The sequence below is a fragment of the Pseudomonas fildesensis genome (genome assembly GCF_001050345.1).
In the GTDB taxonomy this organism is placed as follows: Bacteria; Pseudomonadota; Gammaproteobacteria; order Pseudomonadales; family Pseudomonadaceae; genus Aquipseudomonas; species Aquipseudomonas fildesensis.
The window spans coordinates 380,405-393,909 of sequence record NZ_LFMW01000004.1; the positions used below are offsets into that span (position 1 = coordinate 380,405).

At 61.0% G+C, this 13,505-nt stretch carries 9 protein-coding genes and 1 pseudogene; 3 read left to right on the forward strand and 7 right to left on the reverse strand.

Features of this window, described 5'->3' with window-relative positions:
- Position 1 precedes the first annotated feature (1 nt).
- Positions 2-2,020, reverse strand: a complete 2,019-nt coding sequence (gene cyoB / locus ACR52_RS08185) for a cytochrome o ubiquinol oxidase subunit I (RefSeq protein WP_048722861.1) — start codon at positions 2,018-2,020, stop codon at positions 2-4.
- Positions 2,021-2,023: 3 nt separating this feature from the next.
- A complete protein-coding gene (cyoA, locus tag ACR52_RS08190) occupies positions 2,024-2,965 on the reverse strand; it encodes a ubiquinol oxidase subunit II (RefSeq protein WP_048722863.1) in 942 nt (313 codons plus the stop codon).
- Between the two features lie 27 nt (positions 2,966-2,992).
- Here cyoA and ACR52_RS31570 point away from each other — a divergent pair.
- A pseudogene (locus ACR52_RS31570) lies at positions 2,993-3,283 on the forward strand (hypothetical protein).
- Positions 3,284-3,755: 472 nt separating this feature from the next.
- Here ACR52_RS31570 and ACR52_RS08195 read toward each other — a convergent pair.
- On the reverse strand, positions 3,756-4,262 hold the full coding sequence (locus ACR52_RS08195; RefSeq protein WP_048722864.1) for a disulfide bond formation protein B: 507 nt from the start codon (positions 4,260-4,262) through the stop codon (positions 3,756-3,758).
- A gap of 233 nt (positions 4,263-4,495) precedes the next feature.
- Positions 4,496-5,677, reverse strand: coding sequence for an NO-inducible flavohemoprotein (gene hmpA, locus ACR52_RS08200; RefSeq protein ID WP_048722866.1), 1,182 nt, complete (start codon positions 5,675-5,677; stop codon positions 4,496-4,498).
- A 147-nt stretch (positions 5,678-5,824) separates the two neighbouring features.
- Here hmpA and norR point away from each other — a divergent pair, with 147 nt between their 5' ends.
- Entirely contained in the window at positions 5,825-7,369 is a 1,545-nt protein-coding gene (gene norR, locus ACR52_RS08205; protein WP_048722868.1) for a nitric oxide reductase transcriptional regulator NorR, read from the forward strand.
- Between the two features lie 98 nt (positions 7,370-7,467).
- Here norR and ACR52_RS08210 read toward each other — a convergent pair whose 3' ends face one another.
- A complete protein-coding gene (locus ACR52_RS08210) occupies positions 7,468-8,370 on the reverse strand; it encodes a DMT family transporter (RefSeq protein ID WP_048722870.1) in 903 nt (300 codons plus the stop codon).
- 138 nt (positions 8,371-8,508) lie between these two features.
- Here ACR52_RS08210 and ACR52_RS08215 point away from each other — a divergent pair, with 138 nt between their 5' ends.
- Positions 8,509-9,387, forward strand: coding sequence for a helix-turn-helix domain-containing protein (locus tag ACR52_RS08215; protein WP_048722872.1), 879 nt, complete (start codon positions 8,509-8,511; stop codon positions 9,385-9,387).
- Between the two features lie 4 nt (positions 9,388-9,391).
- On the opposite strand, the gene ACR52_RS08220 is transcribed toward ACR52_RS08215, so the two are convergent.
- Positions 9,392-11,902: a LuxR C-terminal-related transcriptional regulator gene (locus tag ACR52_RS08220; RefSeq protein ID WP_048722874.1), complete on the reverse strand. Its 2,511-nt coding sequence runs from the start codon at positions 11,900-11,902 to the stop codon at positions 9,392-9,394.
- 235 nt (positions 11,903-12,137) lie between these two features.
- Positions 12,138-13,496 carry a DUF1329 domain-containing protein gene (locus ACR52_RS08225; RefSeq protein ID WP_048722876.1) on the reverse strand — a complete coding sequence of 453 codons (1,359 nt, stop codon included), beginning with the start codon at positions 13,494-13,496 and terminating at the stop codon, positions 12,138-12,140.
- Positions 13,497-13,505: the final 9 nt, after the last annotated feature.

The following is a 13,505-nucleotide window of genomic DNA, read 5'->3' on the forward strand; positions in this document are numbered from 1 at the left end:
TTTAAGCCTGTTCCAACGAGGTTTCTACACGGTTGGCCGGGATTTTCTTCTCGGCGACCAGACGAGCGTGTTGCTCGGCTTCGATGCGTTCGATCGTTTCGACCGGCACCATGTAGCCTTGATCATCACGTGCAGCATGGATCACGAAGTAGCCGATGGTGCCCACCAGGCCAACGATTGCCAGCCACCAGATGTGCCAGATCATCGCGAAACCGAACACGGTCAACAGCGCACCCATCACCACGCCAGTGGCGGTGTTGTTTGGCATGTGGATCGGTTCGTAATGCGCAGGTTTCTGGTACGCAGTACCGTCTTCCTTGGCTTCGGTGAACGCATCGATAGTGTTCGCGGTAGGGATCACGGCGAAGTTGTAGAACGGTGGCGGCGACGAAGTCGACCATTCCAGGGTGTGGCCATTCCATGGATCGCCGGAGTCGCAAGCGTTCTGCTTACGGTCACGGATGCTGACGTACAGCTGGATCAGTTGGCAGGCGATGCCCGCAGCGATCATCAGCGCACCAAACATGGCGACGTACAGGTAAGGCACCCACTCAGGGTTGGTAGTAGCGTTCAGACGACGGGTCATGCCCATGAAGCCCAGTGCATAGAGCGGCATGAATGCGACGAAGAAGCCCGAGATCCAGAACCAGAATGCAGCCTTGCCCCAACCTTCGTGCAGCTTGAAGCCGAACGCTTTCGGGAAGTAGAAGCTGAAACCAGCGATGTAACCGAATACCGCACCACCGATGATCACGTTGTGGAAGTGAGCGATCACGAACAGGCTGTTGTGCAATACGAAGTCAGCACCCGGGATGGCCAGCAGTACGCCGGTCATGCCGCCGATGGCGAAGGTCACCATGAAGCCCAGGGTCCAAAGAACCTGGCTCGTCATGCGCAGACGGCCGTGGTAGATGGTGAATAGCCAGTTGAATAGCTTCACCCCCGTAGGGATGGAAATCAGCATCGTCGCCAGGCCGAAGAAGGCGTTGACGCTTGCCCCCGAACCCATGGTGAAGAAGTGGTGCAGCCAAACCATGAAGCCCAGTACGGAGATCGCGCCGGAGGCGTAGACCATCGAGTGGTGACCGAACAGGCGCTTGCCGGTAAAGGTCGAGATCACTTCAGAGAAGATACCGAACGCTGGCAGGATCAGGATGTACACCTCAGGGTGACCCCATGCCCAGAACAGGTTCACGTACATCATTGGATTGCCACCAAGTTCATTGGTGAAAATGTGGAAATCCAGGTAACGGTCAAGCGACAGCAGCGCCATGGTAGCGGCCAGGATCGGGAACGAAGCCACGATCAGGACGTTGGCCCAGGTGCAGGTCCAGGTGAAGATCGGCATGTCCATCAGTTTCATGCCAGGGGCGCGCATTTTCAGGACGGTGGCCAGGAAGTTGACCCCCGTCAGCGTCGTCCCGAGTCCTGATAACTGTAGCGCCCAGATGTAGTAGTCCACACCTACGCCAGGGCTGTAGGCCAGGCCCGACAGCGGCGGATAGGCAACCCAGCCGGTCTTGGCGAATTCGCCGACGCCCAGGGACAGGTTGACCAGCACAACGCCGGACATCAGCAGCCAGAAGCTCAGGGAGTTCAGGAACGGGTAGGCAACGTCACGCGCACCGATCTGCAGCGGCAAGGCAAGGTTCATCAGGCCGGTGAAGAAAGGCATCGCCATGAAGATGATCATGATCACACCGTGGGCGGTGAAGATCTGGTCATAGTGTTCAGGCGGCAGGTAGCCAGGCGAACCCTCGGTGGCCATGGCCAACTGGGTACGCATCATGATGGCGTCGGCAAAACCACGCAGCAGCATGACCATGGCAACGATGATGTACATGACACCGATTTTCTTGTGGTCGACCGAAGTCAGCCACTCGGTCCACAGGTAGGTCCACTTCTTGAAGTAAGTGATTGCCGCAAACAGTGCCAGACCACCCAGCGCGATCATGGCGATGGTCACCATCACGATCGGCTCGTGGAACGGGACCGCATCCCAACTTAATTTACCAAACATCGTTTACTCCTCTGCCCCAGCAGTTGAATGCGAGCCCGTGTCAGAACCTTCAACCGCGGCCACTTCTTTCTTCTCGTGCTTGACCGGTTTGCCTGGCTTCATACCTTCGTACTTGTCGACGATTTTCTGAAACAGGTTCGGCTCATACGTGGAGTACAGGGCGACTGGGTTGTTCTGGCTTGGTTTGGTCAGGGCGTCGTATTCAGCTTGATCAAGCTGTTTAGGTGCGGCCTTGACTTCGGCTACCCAGGCGTTGAAATCTTCCTGGCTCGTCGAGATCGCTTTGAATTTCATGCCGGTGAAGCCAGCGCCGCTGTAGTTTGCGGAGATGCCTTCCATTTCAGCTTTTTCATTCGCGATCAGGTGCAGTCGGGTCTGCATGCCTGCCATCGCGTAGATCTGGCCGCCCAGTGCTGGGATGAAGAACGAATTCATCACGGCGTCGGAGGTGATCCTGAAGTTAAGCGGGGTGTTCTCAGGGAACCGAATCTGGTTAACGGTGGCGATACCCAGGTCCGGGTAGATGAACAGCCACTTCCAGTCCAGCGCGACCACTTCGATGTTGATCGGCTTGACGTCGGATTCCAGCGGACGGTAAGGGTCCAGCTCGTGGGTCGACTTATAGGTGATGTAACCCAGGGCGATGATGATGAGGACCGGTACCAGCCACACCGCGATTTCGATCTTGGTGGAGTGCGACCACTTCGGCGCGTAGGTCGCGCTGGTGTTGGACGCGCGGTATTTCCAGGCGAACGCGAAGGTCATGATGATCACAGGGACCACGACCAGCAGCATCAGCAGGGTGGCGGTGATGATCAGGTTTCGTTGATCCAGACCGACCTGTCCTTTTGGGTCCATCAAGGTCCACTTGCAGCCTCCCAGCATTAACATCATGCCAAGCAGCGGCAAAAAGCCTAGTAATCGGGGGTACCTGTTTTTACTCATCTCACGACCTCTAAAGCAGCTTGCGCAATGCAGTTGGGTTTTGATCGCCAACACTTCACCCTGCCAAGGGTTGGCATTTCTCTTCGATTGAATAAGAGCCTGCCCGACACGCCATAAAGAGACGTTTCACGGACCTGCGGTGAGTTCTTATTCGATTTCGTGGTTAAAGGCCTTGTTACAGACCAATTCCATTTGGTGCGGAAAGTTGAAAGGCTGCCGGAACCTGGGGTCGCACAGAGCCATCCATCTGCCCCTCGACCGCTCCAATGCTCAAATATTGAACAGCACCGGACATTCAGTGCGGGCGATTGTAGTTAGCTAGCGATGTATAAACCATGTCTTATAAAGAAATAATTTTTATCGATTCCAGCAATAATCCTTCACCAATATTGCAAAGGTTCGCGATCTTATCGCGTTGGATTCTCAACAAAAACCACAAAAATTACCGTGTTATTAGTCAGGATCTCCCATCCCTTACAGCCCGTAAGGGCATGGAAAACGCATCCAAGTCCCCATAAAACAAGGCATTCAGACATCACGCAAAGCCTCGAACCGCGCGACCTTCGTGGCGTAGCCCAAACCACGAACTGACAGCACAAATTGAGCGGATTGCGCAAATTTAAAGGACCAATCGGCGCGTCAGAAACGTCCTGCGACAGCTTCTGTGTGACAACATGTCGCACACTGCGCACCGTCAAAATTGTCCGGCGTCACGGTCTCTTCACAAAACCCTACACACAAAAACGCCCCGGCCTTCTTTCCAAAGGACCGGGGCGTTTCAGTCATAGGCTCAGGCCTTGCGTTGGCGATTTCGGTAGATGCCCAGCGGCACCAGGATCACCGTCAGCACGAATGCCACCAGTGCCCACTGCGCCAGGGACAGGCCGAGGATCGGCGGGTACGGGGTGCTGCAGAAGCCGTCGACCTGGAAGCCCAGCGGAAACACCTTGGCCAGCGGCAGGTCATCGACGATCGGCTGCAGCACATCAATGCCGCAGCTGACCTGAGGAAAAAACTGGGTGTACACATGATGGCCGGCCGCAGCCACGCCCCCGAGGGCACTGAGGGTCACCAACCCTTCAAACAGCGTTACCGCGCCTTTGGTGCGCATGGCCGCGCCGATGAAGGCGAACACCGCGATCAACAGCAGGGCATAACGTTGCAGGATGCACAGCGGGCACGGCGCCTCGCCGAGCACCACTTGCATGTACAGCGCTCCGCCGATCAGCGCCAGGCAGATGATGCCCAGCAACACCAGAAAGCGCCGCTCCCGGCCTAACCGAATTTCGTCACTCATCCCCGTATCCCTTTGCCTGAATTATGGTTGCGCCTGATGGCGGCAAGTTTACACACAGGGGACGGTTTAAACAGAGGGGGGTTAACTGCGGATTAATCGGGAGGAATGCAGAACTAAATGTGGGAGGGGGCTTGCTCCCGATAGCAGTGTGTCAGTCACTTATATGCTGACTGGCACACCGTCATCGGGAGCAAGCCCCCTCCCACAGTTTGAACTGTGTTGTACCCGCGAAACTATTCCAGGGCTGCTGCCGGGCCAAAGAATTCGTAGCGGCTTTGTTTCTCGGGCACGCCCAGGGCCTTCAGGTGGCGCTTGATGGCGGCCATGAAGCCTTTAGGACCAAGGAAGTAAGCATCCAGGTCACGCTGCTCAGGCAACCACGCGGCCAGTTGTTCCTGGCTGAGCAGGCCGACTGTATCCGCCGCCGGGCTTACGCCGTCGTCTTCGGCGTAGCAGTAGAAGCGCTTGAGTTGCGGATGCTGGGCCGCCAAGCCGTCGACCCAGTCACGGAACGCGTGCACCCCGCCGTTACGGGCGCAGTGAATAAAGTGCACCGGGCGCTCGGTGGCCAATGCCGCTTCGAGCATCGGCAGGGTTGGCGTGATGCCCACCCCACCACTGATCAGCACCAGCGGTTTGTCGCTGGCCGCCAGGGTGAACTCGCCCGACGGCGGGAACAGGTCGAGGGTCGCACCGACGTGCAACTGGTCATGCAGGTAGTTGGACACCCGGCCGCCGGCTTCGCGCTTGACGCTGATGCGGTATTCGCCGGCATCGCTCAGGGCCGACAGGGAATAGTTGCGGCGCACTTCTTCGCCATCCAGCAGCAGCTTCATGCCGATGTATTGGCCGGGCGCGGCGGCGAGAATCGCGCCTTTATCCACCGGGGCAAAATAGAAGGAGATGATCTCGGCGCTCTCCTCCACGCGCTTCACCAGCGTGAACGGCCGCGCACCGCGCCAGCCGCCCGGCGCCTGGGCCTTCTGTTCGTAGACAGTGGCTTCAGCGCCGATAAGGATATCGGCAAGCTGGCCATAGGCCGCGCCCCACGCACTCATCACCTCCGGCGTGGCAATCTCGCTGCCCAGCACTTCGGAAATCGCCCGCAGCAGGCAGGTGCCGACGATCGGGTAGTGCTCCGGCAGAATCTGCAACGCCACGTGCTTGTTGATGATCTTCGCCACCAGGTCGCCCAGTTGGTCCAACTGGTCGATATGCCGCGCGTACATCAGCACGCCATTGGCCAAGGCGCGCGGCTGGTCACCACTGGCCTGGTGAGCCTGGTTGAACAGTGGGCGGACTTCGGGGTATTCGGACAGCATCATGCGGTAGAAATGGGTGATCAGCGCTTCACCGCCGCTTTCCAGCAGGGGCACGGTGGATTTGACGATGGCACGGTCTTGGGCACTCAGCATGGGAGCCTCCTGGGCTTCTTTAATGATTACCCTGGCTTACTCAGTATTCGTGCCAACTTATAAATCGTTAATTTTCAATTAGTTAAATAAACTGTAGTCAGTATGACTTCCTACGACTTATAGTCATAAGGACTACAAGGAGTCATTATGACTGCGCAATCGCTGCTCACTACCCTGCTGCCCCTGGTCGCCGACCTGTCCCGCGAGCTGCCCGAAGGCGAGCGTTATCGCCGCCTGCTGCAGGCCATGCGCGCCCTGCTACCATGCGATGCCGCCGCGCTGTTGCGCCTGGACGGTGAGTCGCTGGTGCCGTTGGCGGTGGACGGCTTGAGCGCCGACACCCTGGGCCGGCGCTTCAAGGTCAGTGAGCACCCACGTTTTGCGGTGCTGCTCAGCAGCCCCGGCCCAACGCGTTTTGACAGCGACAGCGAATTGCCCGACCCCTACGACGGCCTGGTGGATGGCCTGCACGGGCACCTGGAAGTGCACGATTGCATGGGCTGCCCGCTGTTCGTCGACGACCGACCCTGGGGCCTGCTGACCCTTGATGCCCTCGATACCGAGCGCTTCGAGCGGGTTGAGCTGGATGCGCTGCAAGCCTTCGCCAGCCTCGCCGCCGCCACGGTCAACGTGGCCGAACGTATCGAACGCCTGGCCTTGCGCGCTGAAGACGAGCACCAGCGCGCCGAGATCTACCGCCAGGCCAGCGGCCAACAGCACAAGGAGATGATCGGCCAGAGCAAGACCCACAAGCGCCTGGTGGAAGAGATCAACCTGGTGGGCGGCAGCGACCTGACGGTGCTAATCACCGGCGAAACCGGGGTGGGCAAGGAGCTGGTGGCCCAGGCGATCCACGCCGCGTCGCCGCGAGCGGACAAACCACTGATCAGCCTCAACTGCGCCGCCCTCCCCGAAACGCTGGTGGAAAGCGAACTGTTCGGCCATGTGCGCGGCGCCTTTACCGGCGCGCTGAACGAGCGCCGGGGCAAGTTCGAGCTGGCCAATGGCGGTACGTTGTTTCTGGATGAAGTGGGTGAGCTGTCGCTGACCGTGCAGGCCAAGCTGCTGCGCGTGTTGCAAAGTGGTCAGTTGCAGCGGCTGGGCTCGGACAAGGAGCATCAGGTAGACGTGCGCCTGATCGCCGCCACCAACCGCGACCTGGCCGAAGAGGTACGTAATGGCCGCTACCGTGCCGACTTCTACCACCGCCTGAGCGTGTACCCGCTGCAAGTGCCGGCGCTGCGTGAGCGCGGGCGCGATGTGCTGTTATTGGCAGGGTTCTTTCTGGAACAGAACCGTTCGCGCATGGGCCTGGGCAGCCTGCGCCTGACCAGCGATGCCCAGGCGGCGCTGCTGGCCTATAACTGGCCAGGCAATGTGCGTGAGCTGGAACATTTGATCGGACGCAGCGCGCTGAAAGCACTGGGTAACTGTCGCGAGCGTCCGAAGATTTTGAGCTTGAGCGCCCAGGACCTGGACTTGCCTGATGTCAGCGCGCCGGTGATCGAAGCGCAGGCCGAAACGGCCGCCGTCGTCACCGGCGACCTGCGCCAGGCCACCGAGCACTACCAGCGCCAGGTCATCAGCGCCTGCCTGGAGCGCCACCAGCACAACTGGGCCAGCGCCGCCCGCGAACTCGGCCTGGACCGCGCCAACCTCAGCCGCATGGCCAAACGCCTCGCCCTCAAATAACCCCAATCAAATGTGGGAGGGGGCTTGCTCCCGATAGTGAGTCAGTCGACACATGTATTAACTGACCCGCCGCCATCGGGAGCAAGCCCCCTCCCACATTAAATCTGTTTTGCCTCAAAGACCGGGTTAAGCAGCTTGGGCTTACGAAACACCAACACATTCCCCAACATCACCAACACCAACCCCGCTAACGCCGGCGCAGTCCACTGATACCCCTCCGCAAACGCTGACACATTCAACGCCACCACCGGAAACAGCACTGTGCAATACGCCGCGCGCTCCGGCCCCATGCGGCCGACAAGCGTCAGGTAGGCGGTAAACCCGATCACCGAACCCGGGATCACCAGGTACCACAACGCACCGATGTACCGCGGGCTCCAGTCCATGTCGAACGGAATACCGCGCACTGCGCAATAGGTCGCCAGCATCAACGCGCCATACGCCATGCCCCAGGCATTGGTGGTCAACGGCCTGAGCCCAGCCTTCTGCTGCAGGCTCGAGAGCATATTGCCCGCCGAGAAACACATCGTCCCGAGTAACGCCAAACCCAGGCCCAGCAACGTCTCCGGGCTGGCGGTATGCCCCGCCACCTCCGGCCAGAACAACAAGCCCAAACCGAGCAAACCGAGGCCGCCGCCCATCAACACATTGCGCGCCACCCGCTGGCCGAAAAACACCCGGGCGTTAAGGGCGTTCCATAAGGTCGCCGTGGAAAACACCACCGCCACCAAGCCGCTGGGAATCCACTGGCTGGCGGTCAGGAAGCACATGAAGTTGACGCAAAACAGGCACAACCCCTGGGCCACGCAGATCAGATGCCCACGCCGGTTCATCACCTGCAACTTGCGGCTGAGCAGCAACAACGCAAACAACACCAGTGCCGCGAGGCCAAAACGATAGACGATCGACACAGGAATCGCCACCACGCCCAACTGCCACTTGAGAGCGATCCAGGTGGTGCCCCAGATCAGCACGGTGAGTAAATACAGGGAAAGGTTCATGACGGGCTCCGGTGGTTGAGCCTCAGTGTCGCCTTCAACCCCCACAAGGCTCTTGCACATTCTTGCGCTTTTGTCGGGTGACGGGATCACAGCGCCCAGCGCGCGAGGTAGGATGCAAGGCGTCGGAGAGTACCCACCATGTCAGACCTCGAATCCCTGCAAGTCTTCCAAGCGCTCAACCGCTCGCCCAACGCACGCCTCGAAGCCTGCGCCGAGCTCGGTGACGGCTTGTCTGCAGCCTTGTGGAGCAACCATCACGATTCCCAGGATTACCAGGCACCCAGCCACCACACGTTGTCGTGCTACGTCGGCGGCGGCACCGGCACGTTTCGTCGTGACCAGCCGGGCACCAAGGGCGGCCCCGACAAGCTGTGCATCCTGCCTGCCGAGCACCAGTCGGCCTGGGTGATCAACGGCGAAATTCGCCTGGCCCATGTGTATTTCAGCCCGGAGCAGTTTGCCCTCGGTTGCATCACCCTCCTCGACCGCGAACCGCGCGCGCTGGAGCTGCGCGAAAGCACCTTCCTCGAAGACGCCCGCCAGGCCCGGCGCTTTCACCAGTTGATAGCCCTCAACTGGCACGAGCCCGCCGAACGCTTGCTGACCAGCAGCCTGGCCCACGAAATGCTCAGCCACACCCTGCTCAGCCAAGTGGGGGCGCGCGACGGGTTGCGTTTGAAAGGCGGGCTGGCGGCGTACCAGCGGCGGTTATTGGTGGAGTACGTCGACCAGCACCTGGAAGACCCCATCAGCCTCGGGCAACTCGCCGGCATGTGCGCCCTGTCCGAATATCACTTCGCGCGGATGTTCCGCCAAAGCTTCGGCCTGCCGCCCCATCAGTACCTGTTGGCCCGGCGCCTGACGCGAGCACAAACCTTGCTGCGCAGCGGCAGCCTGCCATTGGGCGAGATTGCCTTGCTGTGCGGTTTCTCCAGCGCGAGCCACTTCACCCATCGTTTCCGCCAGGCCATGGGCGCGACGCCAGGGGATTACCGCCAGGCATTCTGCGCCGCCTAACCCATCAACAGCCCATCAGCCCCAATGTCTTGGCCTTGGCCACCGCCTGGGTGCGCCGCTCCACGCCCAGCTTGCTGTGAATGCGCCGCGCGTGGGTCTTGACGGTGTGCAGGGAGATAAACAGCCGATCGGCGATTTCCAGGTTGGAGTTACCCAGGGCGATCAACTGCAGCACTTCGAGTTCGCGCTGGCTCAGGGGGTTTTCCACCGCGCCTGTCGGTGAGGCCTGCGGTTCCAGGCCCAGCGCGCTCAACAAGCCAGGTGAGCGCAGACGCAACTCGCGGATCGCCTGCTGCACCTGGCAGCGTCCCGCCAGTTCCAGCCCGGTTTGCAGCGTACGACGGGCCAGGGCCTGGTCGCCCAGTTGCCAGGCCACTTCCCCAAGCACCAGCAGCAATTCGGTTTCCAGGCACAACATGCCGCGTTGCCGGGTGGTCTCCAGCAATGCATTCAGCCGCGCCAGGGGTTGATCGGCACAGCCCAGCTTCACTTCCGCCAACACCAGCAAATATTCAAGGCGCGGGATCAACTCCAGCGTGGCCGGCGGTGCCTGCTTGGCGCCCGGACCACGGAAGTGGCGCAGCACGCGGCGCACCGCTTGCGCCGTCAAGTCAGCGCGGCCCTGCTGCAACCAGAAGTGCCCGCTGACCAACAGCAGCACCGCGCGGTACACCGTTTCCGGCACCTGGCGCTGCTGCATCAACCGCTCGGCATCACGTAGCTGGATAAAGGCCTCGGCGTAATCGCCCCGGTTGGCGGCCAGCAGCGCCAGGCCGAGATAGCCGTAGAGCACGCGCTTGTCCTGGCTGTGCAGGCACATCGTCAACCCCGCTTCGAAACACTCGGCCGCCAGCGCGTCGTGCCCTTGGCGCAATGCCAGATGCCCGCGCCGCAGGGCGATGCGTCCCACCAACGGCCCAGCCTTGAGACGTTGCTGGAGCAGCATCGCCTGCACATTTTCCAGCAGGCTCTGCGCCCGATATGGCGCGCCACGCTGCTCCAGCAACTGCGCGTGATCGAGTTCGAGCAAGGCCTCCAACAGCAGCGAACCGTGGGCGCGAGCCAGGCACAGCGCGTCGCGGTTCAGGGCCTGGGCCACGTCCAGTTCACCGCGCAGCAAGGCTTGTTGTGTCAGCCCCGACAAGCACATCAAGCGCGACGTCCACGCGCTGTCCGGCAAGGCTTGCAGCGCTTCGAGGAAATGCTCACGGGAGCGTTCGGCCTCGCCCCCCAAGTGCAACAGCCACCCCCATTGCGCCTGCCAGCGCGCCAGCAGGTAACGCTGCGCCGCCGCCGTCGGTTGTGGCGCAAACCGCGCCAGTTGATCGATGCACAACGCCGCCTGGTCGAAGCGCCCGGCAAACAGCAACGCGGCCGTCACCAGGCCCACCAGTTGCGCCGAGCCGAGCATCAGCTCATCGCCATGCTGCTCATGCAGGCGCAACAGCAGCACGGCATTCTGCTGGCGGAACAGGTCTTCAAAACTGAAGTGCTGCAACAGGCTGACCGCCACTTCGTATTCTTCAGCCAGCAGCGCCTGTTCGAAGGCAGCTTGCCAGTCTTGTTCGGTGGTGAACCATTGGCAGGCGCGGCGATGCCAGGAGCGTTTGGCCGGCCAGGGTTCATCACGCAGCAAGTGCGCCAGCGGCGGGAACACTTGCAGCCAGTCGGTGGCATCTTCCCAGGGCTGGATAAATGCGCCAAGCACCTGCAAATCCCGCAGGTATTGATCACCGTCGCCAAAGCCGAACAGGTGCTCGCACAAGCTCGGGTTGAAACGCGGCAAATGCGCCAGTACCAGCCAGGCCTCAGCCAGTTCGGCGGGCAAGGTGCTGAACAACTCGTGTTGCAGGTAGTCGAGCAAGGTCTTGTCGGGGTGGCCGTCACCCAGCAGGTAGATGCGCACACCGGCGCACCAACCAGCGCTGAACTGCATGACACGCTCGACGCTGTGCCCGGATGCATGGCTGAGCAGAGCCTGGACTTCATCCACGTTGAACGCCAACTCGGCACCGCTGCATTCCAACAACTCGTCATCGAGCAGCAGCCGTGGCCAATTGCACGCCGGCCGCCGCCGCGCACCTAGCCACCAGATCAGCGCGGGGCTGCTGGCGGTGAGCAAGCGGTCGAGCAAGGCGTCCAGTTGGGGCGCAGGAAAGCGGCAAAAATCATCGAGAAACAGCCAGGCCGACACCTGCCAACGGCTCAGGTCCTGCAGCAGCGCGGCTTCATCGGTAAACGGCAGGCCAAGGTTTTGCGCCAGGCGCTGGCAGAAATCGAGGGGGCTGAGGGCGACGCCATTCAGTGGCAGCCAATAGACCAGGCAGCCCGCCGGCGCCTGCAACGCGCATTCGGCGAGCAACGCGCTTTTGCCGCTGCCACCCGGCGCGCAGAGCAGCTTGACCCGCACCTGCGCCGCCAGCAACGGCGCAGCCAGGCGTGGGCGCAACAGATGGTGGGCGGACAGCCGTGGCATGAATCCAGGACGGTCCAGGCAGCGGGTCATGGCGGTCATTGCTGCATCCTGCTTTTTTATTGTTATGCAACCTGACGCCTACCCTAGTCCTGTGGTCGGCGATTGTTGAAGAAGTATTCAGCGGGGTGATTAATGACCATGCATAGAACCCAATGTGGCGAGGGCGCTTGCTCCCGCTGGAGTGAGAAGCGCTCCCAGATTCTTAGGGCCGCTTCGCAGCCCAACGGGAGCAAGCTCCCTCGCCACAGGAAGCTTGCTGCTACACAAGACAGTGCTACCGAACGCCCGAGGCCCTCAATGCCGCGGGTGTGTAATCCGCCGCCTTCGCCGCAAAACCGAACACGAAGCTACTCTTCTCCTCGTTCTTCATACCCAGCGCGATGTAGCGCCCGGCAATGATGTCGTAAAGGGTTTCCACGGTATACGCCGGCACCTGATGGTCGTAGTAGAACTGCGCATGCCCTTCGGCGACCCTCCACAGTTGGCCGCGGCCGTCGTAGTGATCCACCAGCGCGACCTGCCAGCTGTCTTCGTCGATGTACATGTGACGCTTGGCATAGATGTGCCGTTCGCTCGGCTTGACGGTGCCAACCACTTCCCACACCCGGTGCAGCTCATAACGGGTCAGGTCCTGGTTGATGTGCCCGGCCTTGATGATGTCGTCGTACTTGAGCGATGGCGAATCGAGCTTGTAGCTGTTGTAGGGGATGTACATCTCTTTCTTGCCCACCAGCTTCCAGTCGTAACGGTCGGGGGCGCCGGAGAACATGTCGAAGTTGTCGGTGGTGCGCAGGCCATCGGACGCGGTGCCAGGGCCGTCATACGACACTTGCGGCGCACGCCGCACTCGGCGCTGGCCGGCGTTGTAGATCCAGGCCAGGCGTGGTTCCTTCACCTGGTCGAGGGTTTCGTGCACCAGCAGCACGTTGCCCGCCAGGCGCGCCGGGGCCGTCACCGATTGCTTGAAAAAGCTCAGCACGTTGGCCGCCTTGGCCGGGTCGATATCGGGGATGGCTTGCGGCACCGCCACTTCTTCTTCGAAGCGGATCGCTGTGTAGCTGCCGTTGGTCTGCGGGGTGGCCTGGATGATGATGCGGCGCAGGTTGCCGCCGTGGTAACGGGTGATGTGGTTCCACAGCACCTCGACGCCATTCTTCGGAATCGGGAACGCGTAGTAACGGTTGCCGGTGAAATTCTCCAGGCCGTTGCCGTCGTTGATCGCCTTGACGTTCAGCGCGCTGCGCTTGATCGACTCGTAGATGTCCGGCGGCAGGTTAACGGTGCGGTGGCTCGGGTACACCGGGATCTTGTAGGTCTCGGGGTAGCGCTTGAACATCGCCACCTGGCCGTCGGAGAGTTTGTCCTTGTACTTGTCGACCGTCGCGGCGGTGATCACAAACAGCGGTTTTTCATTGGCGAACGGGTCGGCGAGGAAGCCTTTGCTGTCCACCGCGCCGGCGTTTTTCGGGATACCACCGGTCCAGGCCGGGATCGAACCGTCGGCGTTGCCGGCTTTTTCGGCGCCGACCGGGGTCAGGCTGGTGCCGAGTTTGGCGGCTTCTTCCGGCGACACTGCCGCCATCACGTGGGCGGCCAGCAGGCTGAGAGCCATCACCGCAATTATCTTACGCATAGAGTGTTG

What these genes read in the sequence shown, in the direction of transcription:
- hmpA (WP_048722866.1), bottom strand. Translation starts at nt 5,677, where the DNA reads ATGCTGAGTGCCCAAGACCGTGCCATCGTCAAATCCACCGTGCCCCTG.
- ACR52_RS08215 (WP_048722872.1), top strand. Translation starts at nt 8,509, where the DNA reads ATGTCAGACCTCGAATCCCTGCAAGTCTTCCAAGCGCTCAACCGCTCG.
- norR (WP_048722868.1), top strand. Translation starts at nt 5,825, where the DNA reads ATGACTGCGCAATCGCTGCTCACTACCCTGCTGCCCCTGGTCGCCGAC.
- cyoA (WP_048722863.1), bottom strand. Translation starts at nt 2,965, where the DNA reads ATGAGTAAAAACAGGTACCCCCGATTACTAGGCTTTTTGCCGCTGCTT.
- ACR52_RS08220 (WP_048722874.1), bottom strand. Translation starts at nt 11,902, where the DNA reads ATGACCGCCATGACCCGCTGCCTGGACCGTCCTGGATTCATGCCACGG.
- ACR52_RS08210 (WP_048722870.1), bottom strand. Translation starts at nt 8,370, where the DNA reads ATGAACCTTTCCCTGTATTTACTCACCGTGCTGATCTGGGGCACCACC.
- ACR52_RS08225 (WP_048722876.1), bottom strand. Translation starts at nt 13,496, where the DNA reads ATGCGTAAGATAATTGCGGTGATGGCTCTCAGCCTGCTGGCCGCCCAC.
- cyoB (WP_048722861.1), bottom strand. Translation starts at nt 2,020, where the DNA reads ATGTTTGGTAAATTAAGTTGGGATGCGGTCCCGTTCCACGAGCCGATC.
- ACR52_RS08195 (WP_048722864.1), bottom strand. Translation starts at nt 4,262, where the DNA reads ATGAGTGACGAAATTCGGTTAGGCCGGGAGCGGCGCTTTCTGGTGTTG.